At 69.0% G+C, this 17195-nt stretch carries 12 protein-coding genes; 8 read left to right on the forward strand and 4 right to left on the reverse strand.

Annotation, left to right across the window (positions count from 1 at the left end; translation table 11 throughout):
• Positions 1–32 precede the first annotated feature (32 nt).
• The 7 genes from LRQ07_RS01895 (at position 33) to LRQ07_RS01925 (ending at position 9082) form a co-directional block, all read left to right on the forward strand.
• Complete coding sequence (locus LRQ07_RS01895; protein ID WP_131492074.1) at positions 33–1067, forward strand: autoinducer 2 ABC transporter substrate-binding protein; 1035 nt, start codon at positions 33–35, stop codon at positions 1065–1067.
• Between the two features lie 64 nt (positions 1068–1131).
• On the forward strand, positions 1132–2691 hold the full coding sequence (locus LRQ07_RS01900) for a sugar ABC transporter ATP-binding protein (protein WP_131492075.1): 1560 nt from the start codon (positions 1132–1134) through the stop codon (positions 2689–2691).
• Positions 2688–3716 carry an ABC transporter permease gene (locus LRQ07_RS01905; RefSeq protein ID WP_227991948.1) on the forward strand — a complete coding sequence of 343 codons (1029 nt, stop codon included), beginning with the start codon at positions 2688–2690 and terminating at the stop codon, positions 3714–3716. The genes LRQ07_RS01900 and LRQ07_RS01905 overlap by 4 nt, the downstream gene beginning before the upstream one ends.
• 2 nt (positions 3717–3718) lie before the next feature.
• Positions 3719–4816 (forward strand): ABC transporter permease, encoded by a 1098-nt coding sequence (locus LRQ07_RS01910; RefSeq protein ID WP_240740482.1) that lies wholly within the window; start codon positions 3719–3721, stop codon positions 4814–4816.
• A gap of 24 nt (positions 4817–4840) precedes the next feature.
• Positions 4841–6328, forward strand: a complete 1488-nt coding sequence (locus LRQ07_RS01915) for an FGGY-family carbohydrate kinase (RefSeq protein ID WP_131492076.1) — start codon at positions 4841–4843, stop codon at positions 6326–6328.
• Positions 6328–7401, forward strand: a complete 1074-nt coding sequence (locus LRQ07_RS01920; RefSeq protein WP_256535674.1) for an aminopeptidase — start codon at positions 6328–6330, stop codon at positions 7399–7401. The genes LRQ07_RS01915 and LRQ07_RS01920 overlap by 1 nt, the downstream gene beginning before the upstream one ends.
• Position 7402: 1 nt before the next feature.
• Complete coding sequence (locus LRQ07_RS01925; protein WP_256535675.1) at positions 7403–9082, forward strand: dihydroxyacetone kinase family protein; 1680 nt, start codon at positions 7403–7405, stop codon at positions 9080–9082.
• Between the two features lie 85 nt (positions 9083–9167).
• Here LRQ07_RS01925 and LRQ07_RS01930 read toward each other — a convergent pair whose 3' ends face one another.
• The 4 genes from LRQ07_RS01930 to LRQ07_RS01950 form a co-directional block, all read right to left on the reverse strand.
• Positions 9168–9944 carry an inositol monophosphatase family protein gene (locus LRQ07_RS01930; protein WP_256535676.1) on the reverse strand — a complete coding sequence of 259 codons (777 nt, stop codon included), beginning with the start codon at positions 9942–9944 and terminating at the stop codon, positions 9168–9170.
• A gap of 161 nt (positions 9945–10105) precedes the next feature.
• The gene (locus tag LRQ07_RS01940) at positions 10106–10885 is read right to left on the reverse strand and encodes a heme ABC transporter ATP-binding protein (protein ID WP_413775527.1); all 780 of its coding nucleotides are present in this window, start codon (positions 10883–10885) and stop codon (positions 10106–10108) included.
• Complete coding sequence (locus LRQ07_RS01945; protein WP_256535678.1) at positions 10876–11949, reverse strand: FecCD family ABC transporter permease; 1074 nt, start codon at positions 11947–11949, stop codon at positions 10876–10878. The genes LRQ07_RS01940 and LRQ07_RS01945 overlap by 10 nt, the downstream gene beginning before the upstream one ends.
• Entirely contained in the window at positions 11946–13052 is a 1107-nt protein-coding gene (locus LRQ07_RS01950) for a heme/hemin ABC transporter substrate-binding protein (RefSeq protein ID WP_256535679.1), read from the reverse strand. Before LRQ07_RS01950 ends, LRQ07_RS01945 begins: the two co-directional genes overlap by 4 nt.
• 207 nt (positions 13053–13259) lie before the next feature.
• Here LRQ07_RS01950 and LRQ07_RS01955 point away from each other — a divergent pair, with 207 nt between their 5' ends.
• Positions 13260–17102: an HtaA domain-containing protein gene (locus tag LRQ07_RS01955; RefSeq protein WP_256535680.1), complete on the forward strand. Its 3843-nt coding sequence runs from the start codon at positions 13260–13262 to the stop codon at positions 17100–17102.
• The last annotated feature ends 93 nt before the right edge of the window (positions 17103–17195 follow it).

Here is a 17195-nt window from a genome sequence, read left to right on the forward strand (position 1 = left end):
ACTAACACTGGCTCAACACGAAGGAGTGGAACATGCGTAAGACGAAGTTGCTTGCAGGGATCGGATTCGGCGCGGTGGCCATGCTTGCCCTGGCCGGCTGCGGTCAGGTCGGCGGAACCACCGGTGGTGGCGAGGCCGGTGGAGGTGCCGAAGACGGCGCGATGGTCACCGTGGTCAAGATCTCGGGTGTCGGCTGGTTCGACCGCATGGAGGTCGGCGTCAAGGAGTTCGCCGAGGAGACAGGGATCGACGCGCGCCAGGAGGGTGCCGACGACGCGAGCCCCGAGAAGCAGATCCAGATCATCCAGGACCTGATCGCGCAGTCACCGGCCGCGATCACCGTCGTCCCCAACTCGCCCGAGGCGCTCGAGTCCGTGCTCAAGCAGGCACGGGACCAGGGGATCGTCGTCGTCGCCCACGAAGCAGCCGGTATCGAGAACGCCGACATCGATATCGAGGCGTTCGACAACCGGGCCTACGGGGCGAAGATCATGGACAACCTCGCCGAGTGCATGGGCGACTCCGGGCAGTACGTCTCCTTCGTCGGCGGGCTCACGGCCAAGACCCACATGGACTGGGTCGGCGGCGCGTACGACCAGCAGCAGGCCGAGTACCCCGAGCTGACCCGTGTCGAAGAGCCTGTGGAGAGCAAGGAAGACGAGAGCGTCGCCTACCAGCGCGCAAAGGAGCTGCTCGCGAAGTATCCCGACATCAAGGGCTTCCAGGGCTCGGCCGGTACCGACGTCGCCGGCATCGCTCGCGCGGTGCAGGAAGCGGGCCTGGAGGACCAAGTCTGTGTGATGGGCACGAGCATCCCGTCGGTGGCGAAGAAGTACATCGTCGACGGCTCGATCGACAAGATCTTCTTCTGGGATCCCGCCATGGCGGGCAAGGCCCAGCTCAAGATCGCGCAGCTGCTCGTCGACGGCGAGGAGATCGCAGACGGCACCGACCTCGGTATCGAGGGGTACAACTCCCTGAAGAAGCTCGACGGCTTCGACAACGTGTACGTGGGCGACGCCGCGGTCATCGTCGACAAGGACAACGTCGACGACTACGACTTCTGATCCCGACGTCCCTCACGACTCAGGGCGGGGTCGCCAGCGCGCGGCCCCGCCCCGGAGGAAGAACATGAACGCAGAACAGGCGCAGCCGACGCCCGGAACGGGGCCCGCTTCTCCTCAGGTCGACTCCGTTCGCGGGACCAGGCCCGTTCTCGAGGTCAGGGGGGTGCGGAAGGTCTTCGGCGGGGTCGTCGCCCTCGACGACGTCGCCATCACCCTCCACCCCGGACGGGTGCACTGCCTGGCGGGCGAGAACGGGTGCGGCAAGTCCACGCTGATCAAGATCATCAGCGGTGTCGAGAATCCGGAGGCGGGCGAGATCCTGCTGGATGGCGAACCGCTCGCACACCTCTCGCCGACGCAGGCCCTCCGTGCGGGCATCCAGGTCATCTACCAGGACTTCTCGCTCTTCCCCAACTTGACCGTGGCCGAGAACATCGTGCTCCCGGCCGCGATCGCCGCGCGACGCAAGCTCTACAGCGCGAAGAAGCGCCGGCCCGAGGCGCAGCGCATCGTCGAGGAACTGGGGCTGAGTCTCGACCTCGATTCCGACGTCGAACGACTCTCCGTCGCCGACCGTCAGCTCACCGCGATCTGCCGCGCGCTCGTGCAGGACGCCAGAGTCATCTTCATGGACGAGCCCACGACGGCGCTCACGCACTCCGAGGTCGAGCGGTTGTTCGCCCTCGTGCGGAGATTGCAGCAGCGCGGTGTCGCCCTGGTGTTCGTCAGCCACAAGCTCGACGAAGTCCTGCAGGTGTCTCAGGACATCACGGTGCTGCGCTCCGGGCGCCTGGTCGCGAGCGGCCCGGCCGACGAGTTCGACGTCGCCTCCCTCACTCACGCCATGACAGGTCGTGAGGTCGACGACTCCCGGGTCGTCGTCGAGGTCGATGACGACGTCGAACCGTTGCTGCGCGTCGAGCACCTCGATCTTCCGGGCGCCTTCACGGATGTCTCGTTCGACCTGCAGCCGGGCGAGATACTCGGTCTCACCGGGCTTCTCGGATCAGGTCGCGGCGAGATCGCCGACGCACTGTTCGGGCTGTTGACCCCCCGATCCGGCACCGTCACCGTCGGCGGGCGTACCGTGCGGCCGGGGAGCATCCGGGCTTCCGTCGACGCTGGTATCGGTTACGTGCCCGAGGACCGGCTCACACAGGGCCTGTTCCTCGACAAGTCGATCTCCGACAACATCATCGCGGGCTCCCTGAGCGAGCACGCGGTCGGCAAGGTGCTTCTCAGCCGCAAGCGCACGGCTGAGACCATCTCGCGTCTCTTCTCCCGCCTGCGTATCAAGGCCTCCAGCGTCGAAGCGCCCGTGCGGTCGTTGTCCGGCGGCAACGCGCAGCGCGTCGTGCTGGCCAAGTGGCTCGCGACCAAACCGCGAGTGCTGATCCTGAACGGACCGACGGTCGGCGTCGACGTGGGTTCAAAGGAGGAGATCCTGCAGATCCTCCGCGAGGCCGCGCGTGACGGGATGGGTGTGCTCATGATCTCCGACGATGTTCCCGAACTCGTCTCCCTCTGCAACCGCGTGCTCGTGGTCCGCCGCGGCGAGATCGTGTCGCGGCTGGCGGGCGACGAGATCGCCGCACCCCGAATCCAGGAGGTGATGGCCGCGTGAGCGCCACCGACACCCGCATCCGCCTTCCCCGCATCGGGCGCATGTCGAACGAGCTGGTGCTGGCGAGCATCATCGTGGTCCTGGTGATCGTGATGTGCGCCGTGAACCCCGCCTTCCTCAGTGTGCACACGCTCTTCTCGATCCTGCGCTCTGCTCTGGTGCCGATGGTCTTCGCGCTTGCGGTGCTCCTCGTGATCATCTCCGGCGGTATCGACGTCTCGTTCGCAGCCATCGGCATCTTCGCGGCCTACACGACCGTGTCTCTCGCGCAGGGCGAGAGGCTCGACTTCGGGCTGATCGGCATCCTCGCCTTCGCAATTGTGATCGGCGGAGCTCTCGGCTTCGTCAACGGCATCGTGATCGCGAGGTTCCGGCTGCCGACCCTGATCGTCACGCTCGCGACGCAGGGCATCTTCAAGGGTGTGCTGCTCGCCTACATCGGCTCACGATACATAGCTGAGCTGCCGAACGGCATCTCCTGGCTGTCGACCGCGAACCTCATCTCGATCGAGTCGACTCGCGCCTACCTGCCGATGCTCATCGTGCCGGTCGTGCTGCTGGTGATCGGTGCCGCATTCCTGTTGCGGCGCACGATGTTCGGCCGCGGCATCTACGCGATGGGCGGCGACCTGGAAGGGGCTCGCCGCGCGGGCTTCCCCGTGGTGCGCCTGCAGATCCTGCTCTACGTGCTCGTCGGGGCGGTCGCCGCGATCGGCGGACTCATCCACGTCGTGCTCGGGCGCAGCGCCAACCCGCAGGACCTCGTCGGCACGGAGCTCGACGTGATCGCGGCCGTCGTGCTCGGCGGCGCCTCGATCTTCGGTGGACGCGGCACCGTCACCGGCACTGTGCTCGGCGTGCTGCTGGTGCAGATCATCAACAACAGTCTCATCCTGATGGGCGTGCCGACGGCGTGGCAGCGTGCCGCCGTCGGCTTCCTCCTGGTGATCGGCGTCGGGATCCAGGCCGTCATGGCTCGCCGCGCTTCCCGCCGGACGTTCGTCCTCGACACGGTGAAGGAGTGACCATGCCACAGACGCCCCCTCCCGGGCAGCTCGCCCGGATGAACGACCAGGTCGATCGCTCGGTGCGTTCGCTGCTCGGTCGCATCCACGTGGATCGTGGCATCGGTCGGATGCTGGTGCTCTTCGTGCTTGCGTTCGGACTCTTCGCGATCCTCAACCCGAGGGTCTTCCTCAATCCGATCAATCTTCAGAACATGATGGTCGCCTCACCCGAGGTCGGAATCCTCGCGATCGCGATGGCCCTTGCGATGCTCACCGGCGGGATCGACCTGTCGCTGGTAGCCATCGCGAACCTGTCGGCTATCACGGTCAGCACCATGTTCACGGCCATCGCGAGCAGTGATCCGGCGACCGCCGAGTCGTTGGGTGGGTTCATCGCTCTCATCGGCATCCTGGTCGGCGCTCTCGCCGGTGCGGTCAACGGCTTCCTGATCGCGACGGTCGGCATCACGCCGATCCTCGCGACCCTCGCCACGATGCAGATCTTCAACGGGATCGCGATCGTGTGGACAGGCGGGAAGACGCTCTACGGTGCCCCGGCCGTGCTCTCATCGGTCGGGCAAGCGACTGTCGGCGGCATCCCGATCCTGTTCCTCGAGTTCCTCGTGGTGGCGGTGCTGATCGGGGTGCTGATCTCCCGCACCCCGTTCGGGCGACGCACTCAGCTGCAGGGGGCGAACCCCACGGCGGCGATGTACTCCGGCATCCGCAGCACGAGCGTGCTCTACGGCACGTATGTGACGACGGGGCTGCTCGGCGGCATCGCCGGGTTGGTGTTCCTGTCCCGCAACCCGACCGCGAGCGCCGACTACGGCACGTCCTATGTGCTGCTCGTGATCGTGATCGCGGTGCTCGGCGGGACGAACCCGACCGGCGGATTCGCCACCATCACGGGCGTGGTCCTCGCGACGCTCGTGCTGCAGGTTGTGCAGTCCGGCTTCACGGCCATCCGACTCTCGGCATATGAGTATGCGATCGCGCAAGGGGTGATCCTGATCGCGGTGATGGTGTTCGATCAGGTGAGGGTCCGGCGAAGGCCGCGTCGCGCGCCGAGCAGTCAGACCGAGACGATCGCGCTCGCCGAGATTCCCCGGGCCTGACTCCCGCATCCGAAAGGCACTCTGATGGACCTGTTCCTCGGCATCGATGTCGGAACGTACGAGACCAAGGGCGTGCTGGTCGATGCCACCGGGCGGGTGCACGCCGAGGCACGCACAAGGCACGGCATCAGCACGCCCGCACCTGGAATAGTCGAGCAGGACGCGGATGCGGTGTGGTGGCACGACCTCGTCGAGGTCGCCACGACGCTGCGGAGCGCAGTACCGGATGCCGTGATCGCCGCGGTGGCGTGCAGCGCGATCGGCCCGTGTGTGCTCCCCGTGGACTCCGAGCTGCGTGCGCTCCGCCCCGCCATCCTCTACGGGATCGACACCAGGGCGACCGAGGAGATCGGCATCCTCGAGACGCGACTCGGACGGGACGAGATCTACCGCCGGGCGGGCAATGCGTTGACCAGCCAGTCCGCGGGGCCGAAGATGCTCTGGGTCGAGCGCAACGAGCCCGAAGTCGCCGGGCGCACCCGGTGGTACCTCACGAGTCAGAGTTACCTCGTCGCGCGTCTGACCGGTGAGGTCGTGATCGACCATGCAACGGCCGGCTACTTCCATCCCTGCTACGACCTGGCCCGGCTGGACTGGGACCTCGGCGGGATCGACGACCTCATCCGCCGGGAGACCCTGCCCCGTCTCGGATGGTCGACCGACGTCGCCGGCACGGTCACCGCCGCGGCTGCTGCAGTGACCGGCATCCCCGAGGGCACACCGGTGCTCGTCGGCACGACGGACGCCGTCGCCGAAGCGGTCGGGGCCTCGGTGGTCGCGGCCGACGATCTGATGCTCATGTATGGGTCGAGCGGCTACTTCATACGCGTGACTGACCAGCCGCACGCGGATCCGCGTCTGTGGGCCGCACCCTTCGCACTGCCGGGTCGCTTCGTCCTCGCCGCGGGCACATCGACGGCCGGCACCGCGACACGATGGGTCGCCGACCTGCTCGGACTCGACCACGGAGATGGCGACGCCGCGATGTTCGGGCGCCTGATGGAACTCGTCCGCTCCGCGCCGCCGGGCGCGAACGGAGTGCTGCACCTGCCGCACTTCAGCGGCGAGCGCACACCGCTGCACGACCCCGCTGCCCGTGCCGCGTTCAGCGGTCTCACGCTCTCGACCGGTCGGGCCGAGATCGCCCGTGCTGTCGTCGAAGGAGTCGGACAGTCGATCGTGCTCGCCGTGTCTGCACTGCTCGAAGGCGGCGATGTCGAGCCACGCGTGGTCGCGATCGGCGGCGGAACACACAACGAGGTGCTGATGCAGACGGTCAGCGACCTCACGGGCCTGCGCCAACGGACGGCGGCGACCTTGGGAGCCGCCTACGGGGACGCGATGCTCGCGGCGATCGGCCTCGACGTCGTCACGGAGGAGCAGGCGGCGGATTGGGTCGCCTTCGCAGAGGAGGTCGCGCCTCAAGAGAGCCTCGCCTCCCGGTTGCAGACTGCCTACGAGAGTTTTCCGCACACGTACCGCGCCCTGCGCGCGCTGAGAGAGGTGGACTGATGAGCAGGTGGCAAGAACTCGCGGAGCACCTGGCCGCGGTGAACGAGGTCGGCGAGGGGACGAAGGTCTCGGTGTTCGCCACGACGTCGTCGGTGCTCGACGCGGTGGATGCCTTCGTGGAGGAGGTGTATCGCCGCGGCGGGATGCCGCAGGTGCTGCTCGTCGAGGAGAAATACGACCGGTTCGCGCTCGAACACGCGAGTGCGTCGCTGCTGCGCGAGGCCGCACCGCTCGAACTGGCTTCGATGCAGTGGGCCGACGTGCACGTGTCCTTCCGGGGCATGGAACCGCCCGCCGACGATATCGACGGCACCAGGCTCAGCCTGCAGCGCGAGGGCAAGGGGGTCGTCTCGACCGCGCGTTGGCAGGGCACCCGGTGGACGCTCGTTCGTATCCCCACTCCTGAGTGGGCGGCGCTCATCGGTGTGCCGCGCGCGCAGCTGGAGGAGGAGTTCTTCGCCGGTACCCTCGCGGACTGGACCGTCCATCGAGCCCACCTCGATCGTCTTTGCGCCGAGCTGAACAACGCGTCGCTCGTGCACATCCTCGACGAGGACACCGACCTGCGGCTGAACTGCAGGGGGCGCACCTGGGTGCCGTTCGCAGGCGAGGCGAACCTTCCGGACGGCGAGGTCGCGACCGCTCCGGTGGAAGACGGCGTCGACGGGCACATCACCTTCCCCGGCTCGTTCTGGTTCGGCGGGGCGACGATCACCGACCTCCGGCTCGAGTTCGTCGAGGGGCAGGTGGAGAGGGTATCGGCGGCGCGGGGTCTCGACCTCGTGGAGCGCATCCTCGACGCCGACGGGGCTCGCCGCGTGGGCGAGCTCGGCATCGGTACGAACCCGCACGTGCGGACGATGACCGGCGATCTGCTGATCGACGAGAAGATCCTCGGTACCGTTCACATCGCGCTCGGCCGCTCCTATCCGCAGTGCGGCGGTAGGAACGAGTCAGCCATTCACTGGGACATCGTGAAGGACCTCCGCTCGTCGGGGCGGCTGGAGGCGGATGGGCGGGTGCTCATCGAGCACACGACATACGATCCGATCCTCACCGGACAGGAGTTCTGACATGCGCAAGATCATCAACGACCCTCAGACGTTCGTCGACGAGACGCTGGAGGGCATCCTCCTCGCCCACCCCGATGAGCTGCGGGCCGTCACCGCAGATCGGCGGGCGTTGGCGCGTACGGATGCGCCGGCGCCGGGCCGGGTCGGCATCGTCACCGGCGGCGGGTCAGGACACCTGCCGTTCTTCCTCGGCTACGTCGGGCGCGGGCTGTGCTCGGCGGTCGCCGTGGGGAACGTCTTTTCCTCGCCGAGCTCCTCCCAGATCCACGCGGCTTCGGTGGCCGTGCACTCCGACGCCGGGCTCCTTTACCTGTATGGCAACTACGGTGGCGATGTGCTGAACTTCGACACCGCGGCCGAGCGCTGCCGCGCTGAGGGCATCGAGGTGCGCACGGTGCTCGGGGCGGACGACATCCAGTCCGCGCCGCGTGAACGCGCGGAGTCTCGCCGCGGTGTCGCGGGACTCGTGCTCGTCTACAAGGTCGCCGGGGCGATGGCCGACCGCGGTGCGTCCCTCGACGAGGTCGAGCGCGTCACTCGTAAGGCGTCGGATGCGACCCGGACGATGGGCGTCGGCCTGTCGCCGACCGTGCTTCCTGCAGCGGGTGAGGAGACGTTCACGCTCGACGAGGGGGAGATGGAGATCGGCGTGGGTATTCACGGAGAGCGCGGCAGCCATCGCGGCCCTCTTGAGCCGGCGGATGCGATCACCGACCGGTTCCTCACCGAGATCGGCACCGAACTCGACCTCACCGAGGGGCGGCGCGTGGCCGTGCTCGTGAACGGCCTTGGCTCGACGCCGCTCGAGGAGCTGTACGTGATGTACCGCCGAGTGCACCGCACGCTGACGGATGCCGGGGTGGCCATCGGCTACCGACTGGTCGGCGAGTACGTCACGAGTCTGGAGATGGCCGGAGCCTCGCTGTCGATCATGCAGCTCGATGACGAGCTGGAAGAGCTGTTGCAGGACCCTGCCGGGTCACCGTTCTTCCGACAGGGGGCAGCGCCGGTGGGGGACGTCCTCACGACCGCGACCGCCGTCGGCGAAGAAGCGGCCACTGTCGATGTGACCCTGGCCGGATCCCGCAGCGCTCTTCGCGATCTGCTGCTCGCTGCACTGCCGCAGATGGAGCGGCACCGCGAAGAGCTCCGCGCCCTGGATGCCGCTCTCGGCGACGGAGACCTCGGCGTCACGGTCGCCGTCGGTGGTGCAGCAGTGGCGGATGCCTTGCGCAGCCTCCCGGGTGATCTCGACGCACGCAGCATCCTGCGCGTGGCGGGTGATGCTTTCGCCACAGCGAACCCCTCGACGTTCGCTGCTCTGATCGGAAGCGGCCTGATCGCGGCGGGGGAGCACGTCCCGCCGGGGGCTCACCTCGACCGTGCGGGTCTCGTCGATGTCGTGCAGACGGCAGCGACGAGGATCGGCGCGCAGGGCGGTGCTGTGCGCGGCGACAAGACCGTGATCGATGTGCTCCTCCCCATCGCCGAGGCGCTCGAGGCCGGAGCGGGGGCCGCCGAAGTATCGGCGGCGGCACTCGCCGCGGTCGCCGAGAGCGCGGGCTGGCAGTCGCGACGTGGTCGCGCGGGGTGGCAGCAGGAGCGCTCAGTGGGTCATGCGGATCCCGGCTCTGTCGCGGTCGCGCGCTTCGTCGAGGAAGTCGTGCGCGCCACCAGCTGAGGGCCGGAAGGAGAACTCCGTGGAGCCGTGCAGCACCGAGGTCGTCGAGGTCCGTTTCCTGCAGTCCCGCGGGCTTCGGCGCCGCCTATTCGACCGGTAGGTGCGGTGGGTGCGCGAGGATTCCACCCCGCATGGTGGCCGGACGCTTCACGGTGACCCCTGCTTCTTCGGCGATCAGAGCTCCCGCTGCCCAGTCGAACTCGTACAGGTCGGTCTCGATGAAGGCGTCGACACTGCCTTCCGCGACCAGACACAGTCCGAGCGCGGCAGAGCCGACACTGCGCAGATCCGTGAACGCCGCCATGCGCGCCGGGAGCTCGGCGAGCTGCCGTATCCGCTGCTCGGGGTCGTAGGAGAATCCGACCGCGAGAAGCACCGGTGTCGCGCCGGCGGCTGGTCCGTGGAGCCGCCGACGGGTGTCGCCCGATGTCCGGTATGCCCCCAGCCCCACCCCCGCGGAGTAGATGAGGTCGAGCTCCGGAGCATGCACCACACCGGCGAGCCAGGCGCCGGAGCGCACATCCTGTACGGCGACGGAGGACCCGTAGTGCGGCAGCCCGCGCACGAAGTTCGAGGTGCCGTCGAGGGGATCGATCGACCAGCGGAGCGCGGAGCCGGAGCCGGTGGTCGCGTACTCCTCGCCGGACACCTCGTCGTCGGGGCGTTGTGCGGCGAGGGCCGCGCGGATCGCGCGTTCGGCACGCAGGTCGATCTCGGTGACCACGTCGCCCGAGGCCCCCTTCGTGCGGAGTCCGAGGTGATCGGACGACGCATCGCGTTCACGGGCGGCCTCGGCGAGCACATCGGCTCCAGCTGCGGCGGCCGCGAGGGCGACGTCGAGCAGGTCGGATGCAGACGGCATGGCGATATTGATCCTCCCGTGGGCGATCCTCCAGCGTAGCGTCGGCGACCCCAGGAGTCGGCTCAGGCGCGATCGTGGAGCGTGATCCGGTACCCGTCGGGGCCGGCGAAGGTGAGAGTCCGCTCGAAGGGACCGCCGATCGGGCCCTAGCCGCGCCCGGATCAGCGCCGCGCGACGACCAGCGGAACCCCGGTCGCGGGGTGGGGGAACACATCGACGGCCTGGCCGTAGACCTGCTCGATCCGCTCGGCGCTCAGCACCTCGGACGCCGTGCCGGTCGCGGCGACCCGCCCGTCGGCGAGGAGCGTCACGCGGTCGGCGTGCGCGAGCGCGGCATTGAGATCGTGCAGCACGATGGCCACCGCGATCCCGGCGTCCGCACGCGTCCGGATCAGCCGCATGACGTCTTCGTGGTGCTTCAGGTCGAGCGCCGCGGTCGGCTCGTCGAGCAACAGGATGCCGGTGCTCTGGGCGATCACGCGGGCGAGGGCGACCCGGGCGCGCTCACCTCCCGACAGCGACGGCACCGCGCGCGCACGGAGTGTCGTCACCTCGGTCTGCGCCATCGCGGAGGACACCAGATCGTCGTCTTCCTCGGCCGCGGGCGTGCGCGCCCAGGGGGTCCGGCCCATCCGCACGACCTGCTCTGCGCTGAAGGGGAACGTGACGGTGTTCTCCTGCAGGAGCACGGCACGCTGCCGGGCGAGCATGCGCGGTGCGACCCGGTCGAGGGGCCGGCCATCGAGCTCCACCGTGCCCGCGTGCGCGGTGACGTCTCCGGCGAGGACTCCGAACAGCGTGGACTTGCCCGCACCGTTCGGTCCGACGAGGGCGTGGATCTCCCCGCTGTGAACGTCGATGGACGCATCGTCGAGGATCGTCCGCCCTTCGCCGACGCGCACCGTGAGCCCCGCCCCGCGGAGCCGGACGGTCACGCCCATCCTCCCGAGCGACGGCGCGTGCGCACGAGCAGCCACAGGAAGAACGGCCCGCCCACGAGCGAGGTGATCATGCCGATGGGGAGATCCGCGAGCGGCACCGCGGTGCGGGCGACCAGGTCGGCGACCGCGATGAGCAGCGCGCCGCCGAGTGCCGAGGCGACCACGAGCGGGAGGTGGGCGGGGCCGATCATCATGCGCATCAGGTGCGGCACCACGAGCCCGGCGAAGCCGATGATCCCGGCGAACGCGACCGCCGCGCACACCAGCAGCGCGACGGTCACGATGACCACCACCCGCAGCAGCTCGACGTTCACGCCGAGGTGTCGTGCGGTGCGCTCGCCGAGGGCGAAGAGGTCCAGGCCGGGCGCCACGATCAGGGCGACGACCACGCCGATCAGGACGAGTGGCGCCACGAGCTGGATGTTCGACCACAGCGCGCCGTTCAGCGAGCCGAGCTGCCAGAACACGACCTGCTCGCGGGCCGACGTCGTGCCGAGGAACGTGAAGAACGCCATGCCCGCGCCGGCGATCGCATTGATCGCGATACCGGTGAGCAGGAGGGTCACGACCTCGGTGCGTCCGCCGGAGCGGCTGATGAAGTACACCGAGAACACCGCGACCAGGCCCCCGAGGAACGCGAAGGCGGGCGTCGTCCACATCCCGAACGTCGCCAGCCCGAAGGTGATGCTCGCGGCTGCACCGAGAGCCGCGCCCGAGGAGACCCCGACCACCCCGGCGTCCGCGAGCGGGTTGCCGAAGATCGCCTGCATGAGCACACCCGAGACGGCGAGGGCGGCACCGACCAGCAGGCCGAGCACGATGCGCGGCATCCGCAGGGTGAAGATCACGCCGTAGTCGGTGGATGCCGCCGGAGCCCACGCCGAGTCGATCCCGATGCCGCGCAGCAGCACCCCGACCAGAGAGGTGGGGGACAGGTCGTACTGCCCGCTCGTGATCGACACGATGCACGTGATCGCGAGCGCGACGACCAGGCCGACCGTCACCAGGGTGAAGCGCAGGCCCCGATGCCTGGTCGGAGTCGGGGTGACGACCTCGCCGGTCACTTCGCGGGCTCGGGGGCGTACAGGGCGCGGGCCAGGGCGCCGATCACGTCGGCGGTGCGCGGACCGAAGCTGAGGATCTCGCTGTCGGCCATGTCGATCACGCGACGGTGTGCTCCGGCGGGGGTCTGAGCCACGGCGGGGATTCGCTCGATCAGCCCGTCGATGCCACCGACGGATTCGAGCCCGTCGGTCATCATCACCAGCACGTCGGGCTGCGCGGCGACGAGGGCTTCGGCCGTCAGGGGCTTCATGCCCTCCCATCCGATCTCGGCGGCGACGTCGACTCCGCCGACCGCGTCGATCAGCGAGTCGGCCCCGGAGTCCTCGCCGAAGATGTAGTACACGTTCGCGCTGCCGCGGACGTAGAGGAAGAGCATGCGGGCGCGATCCGCTTCGTCGGCGGGCACCACCTCGGAGATCTCGGCCAGCGTCTCATCGACCGCGGCATCGAGCCGCGCGATGAGCGCCTCGCCCCGGCTCGGGACCCCGAGGGCTGCCGCGATCTCGGTGACCAGCTCGTCGGTGGTGTCGAGCCGCCGGTCGCTGGAGATGACCACGACCGCGATACCCGCGTCGCGCAACTGCTGGCGCACCTCCTTCGGGCCGATCGTCGTGTCGGTGAGGATGACGGTCGGGGACAGTTCGAGGATCGCCTCGGCATTGAGCGTGTGGCCGGTCTTCGTGACGACCGGAAGGTCTTCCGTGCCCACGAAGTCGGTCGACGCGTCGCGCCCGACGACCTGATCGCCGAGACCGAGAGCGAACACGGTCGACGCGATCGTGCCCGAGATGTCGATCGGCAGGATGCGGTCGACGTCGGTGATCTCGACCTCCCGGCCTTCGCTGTCGGTCACCGTCACCGGCAGGTCCGGCGCGGTGCCATCATCGACGGCGTCGATCGCGTGGCTGGAGAGGCACGCGGTGGAGGGGCCTTCATGTCCGCGCACGTCGTCGATCAGGCCGAGGGACGCGAGGGGCGTTGATGCCTGCGGGCACGTGTCCTCCACGGCGAGAGGGGGTGCGGCGGTGGCTCCCGGCTCGGCGCACGCGGTGAGCCCGACGGCGAGGGCGGCGACGAAGAAGACGGCGATGACGCGGCGCATTAGGCAAGGCTATCCTAAAACTTGACGAGCCTCGATCGGCACCTCTACGCTCAGGATCAGTGCTTACTTAGCTAAGCCTAACCAAAACCCATCCGTCGCCCGACCGCATTGCGGCACCGTCGGCACACGTGATCTTCTGCGTGCCCGGAGCCGTGGAGAATCGTGAACGCCATAGCCACCGCATCCTCAAGGAGCACTCGCCTACGCGTGCTGCTCGCCGCTTTCGTCTCCTTCCTTCTCGTCGCGGCCGGTGCGGTGATCGTCCCGCCCGCGCACGCCGCCGGCGCCACGGTCACGGCGTCGGTCTCTTCCGCCGACACGTCGGGGGTGCGCGTGCAGGTGCAGGCCGACGGGCTGCCCGATGTCGCGGGCGCCTACGCGGCCCTGATCGTCACCGGCACGGAAGGTGGGCTCAGCGGTGGGGGCGGATATGCCGCGTTCGTGATGCCCGTCGTCGCCGGAGGGGCGAGCACGTTCACGCTCGAGGCACCGGCAGGCTCGCTCGACCGGACGAAGTCCTACGAGGTGCTCGTGTGGCAGAAGCACTCGAACCCGGACGCGACGACGATCTACGGACGCGGTGAGGTCGCGATCTCCGCGGGGCAGTGGGATGCCGTGTTCGGCCCCGTGCCCACCGACCCGGGCACGGATCCGGGGACTGATCCCGGTACCGATCCCGGTACCGATCCCGGTACCGATCCGGGGACTGACCCTGGTACGGATCCGGGGACTGATCCCGGTGCCGATCCGGGGACCGACCCTGGTACGGACCCGGGGACCGACCCCGGTACGGACCCGGGCACGACCCCGCCGACCGACGCGTCGCTCGAGGTGTTCCTTGCCGACGGCACCACTCCGGCGGGGAATGCCGCCCTCGAGGCCGGCGACAAGATCGTCGTGAAGGGCTCGGGCTACGACCCGGCGGCCAACGTCGGCGGGCGCGGCGTACCGATCCCCAAGGACCTTCCGCAGGGCACCTACGTCGTGTTCGGCAACTTTGCCTCGACATGGCAGCCGTCCACCGGTGCCGCGTCCTCGACACGCTCCGTGGGGGCGCAGGTCTGGGCGCTCTCCGAGGACGTGCTGAACCAGGTGCCGTCTCCGTATCAGGGTGCGATCCGCGCGCAGTGGGTCGACATCGCCGACGACGGCACGTTCCAGGCGACCTTGACGCTGAAGGACGCGTCCGCGACTCCGGGCTCGTACGGCGTGTACACCTACGCGGCCGGAGGCGTGGTCAACGTCGATCAGGAGCGCAGCGTCGCACTGAACTACACCGAGGCCGCCACTCTCACCGCCACGGTGAAGAGCGCGACCGCGAAGGATGGGCTCGCGGTCGAGGCGAAGGCATCGAAGCTCGGCGCCATCACGGGTGCCTACGTTGCGCTGATCGAGGCGGGAACCGAGGCGGAGGTCACCACCGGTGGCGGATTCCTCGCGATGCAGTACGTGCGCGGCATCTCCGGCGGCGTGTTCACCGTCGACCTCACAGCCGCTGCCTCCACGCTCGACCGCACGAAGTCCTACGAGGTGATCGTCTGGAAGCAGCACACGATGCCGAACGCCGACACCCTGTACGCCCGCGACGCGGTCACGATCAGCGACGCCGAGTGGGATGCGCTCACCGCCCCGACGTTCACCCCGTCGCTCGAGGTCTTCCTTGCCGACGGCACCACCCCGGCCGGGAGTGCCGCCCTCGAGGCTGGCGACAAGATCGTCGTGAAGGGCTCGGGCTACGACCCGGCGGCCAACGTCGGTGGCCGTGGGGTGCCGATCCCGAAGGATCTTCCGCAGGGCACCTACGTGGTCTTCGGCAACTTCGCCGCGGACTGGAAGCCGTCGGAGGGCGCTTCCTCCGCGAACCGCTCGGTCGCGGCGCAGGTGTGGGCGCTCGCCGAGGGCGTACTGAACCAGGTCCCGTCGCAGTACCAGGGTGCGATCCGTGCGCAGTGGGTCGACATCGCCGACGACGGCACTTTCGAGGCGACGCTGACGCTGAAGGATGCCGCCGCCACCCCCGGCTCCTACGGCGTCTTCACCTACGGCGCGGGTGGGGTCACCAATGCCGCGCAGGAACGCAGCGTGGCACTGAACTACGGCGACGCCGCGGCTCTCGAGACCTCGGTGACCTCGGCGACCGCGAAGGACGGGCTGACCGTCACGGCCGCGGCCACGAACCTCGGCGACATCCCCGGCGCGTACGCCGCTCTGATCGAGACCGGCACGGAGGCGGATGTCACCGCCTCCGGAGGATTCCTCGCGATGACGTACGTGAGGGAGATCACGTACGGGGCGTTCGCGGTCGACCTCACGACGGCAGCGAAGAACCTCGATCGCACGAAGTCGTACGAGGTGATCGTGTGGAAGCAGCACTCCATGCCCACGGCCGACACGATCTACGCGCGTTCGACGGTGGAGATCACCCCCGCGCAGTGGGATGCCCTGTTCGCGACGGTCGTCCCCCCGAAGCCCACGAAGCCCACGAAGCCGACGACCCCGCAGGCGAGCGTCCCCGGTGGGTCGCTCCGCTGGGCCATCTCGTCGTCGTTCGTGAACTACGTCACGAGTGACATCGCGCAGGGATCGATCACGGTCTCCGACGGGGCGACCCGATCGGGTGGTCAGTTCCAGTTCGGACAGTCGGTCGGCGGCGACTACGACCGTGGGACCGGTCTGGGGGGCGTCGTCTACCGCGGATCGGTGCGGTTCACCGGTCACCACGGTGTGCTCGACGTCACGGTCTCGAACCCGCAGATCCGCATCACTTCGGCGGGGGCGGCGACTCTCTCCGTGACGAGCGGCGGTGCGCAGGTGCCGTTCGCGACCCTCGACCTCTCCCGTGCCGCACGCACCACGGTCGACGGTGCCGTGACGTACACCGCGGCCCCCGCCGCACTGACGGCCGCCGGACGGGACAGGGTCCTGGCGGGGTACTCGACCACGCTCAACCCGGTCACGTTCACGATCGGCTCGGTGGCCGCTGCTCCGTCCGGGACGACGGGCACCGTGGCTGCGGCTGCCGTGAAGGCCAAGACGACCCTGCCCGCCGCCCCACCGGCATCGGACGGCATCGACGTCGACGCGGAGAACCTCGCCGCCCTCGAATCCGGGCAGCCGGCGACCATCTCGGCCTCCGGCTTCCAGCCGAACGAAGAGGGCATCAAGGTCGTCGTCTACTCGAGCCCCGTGCTGCTCGACACCGTGACCGCCGACTCCGCGGGTGTCGCGACCTGGTCGGGGTCGGTGCCCGCGGGCCTGGAGGACGGTGCCCACACCCTGACCCTCCAGGGATCGGTCGACCGCGGTCTGACGTTCACGCTGACCCGCGCCACGACCGTGCTCGGATCCTGCACGGTGGAGGGCGCCACGCTCAAGTGGGGCTACAAGGAATCGTTCCGCACGTACATCGAGGGCATCGCGAAGGGCGGCTGGACGCTGACCGACGTGGCGTACCAGTACCCGGACTTCGTGTGGCAGAACGGCACCGGATCGTTCGACGACGAGGCCCTGACCGGTCTCGTCTCCTTCGGGGGGAGCATCACGTTCACGGGACACGACGGCGCACTGAACACGACCCTCGCGAATGCCGGCATCGAGCTCGCCGGGGACAAGGGTTACCTCGTCTTCGACGTGACCGGCACCACGCAGGGCGGCGAGAGCATCGACCAGCAAGGCGTCCGCCTCGCGGAGTTCGCCCGCGGTGACGCGACGATCGTCGACGGTGTGCTGACCCTCGATGCGATCCCGACGACGCTCACCGAGGCCGGGGCTGCCGCGTTCGGCACCTACGCCGCGGGCGAGGCGCTGGATCCGGTGACCGCGGTCATCCCGGTGAACGCCGACTGCGGTGTCACGCCGGAGGAGGAAGTCGACTCCGAGGCCGCGGCGTCCGTCACGACGGTGACCGAGCCCGCGACCTCCGAAGGCGCACCCGTGTGGCCGTGGATCGTCGGCGGCCTGGTCGTCGTGGTGCTCGCCGCGACCGGCGGTGTGCTGATCGCCCGCCGCAACCGCAAGGACGAGACCGCCGAGACGACGACCGAGGTCTGATCCCCTCCCGAGGACAGGACGGCCCTCCCCACGGCGCACGCGGGGAGGGCCGCCCTCCGTCTCCTGTCGCTTACGGATGTCGGAGGACCGCAC

The organism is Microbacterium sp. J1-1, assembly GCF_024498615.1.
Taxonomy (GTDB): Bacteria; Actinomycetota; Actinomycetes; order Actinomycetales; family Microbacteriaceae; genus Microbacterium; species Microbacterium aurugineum.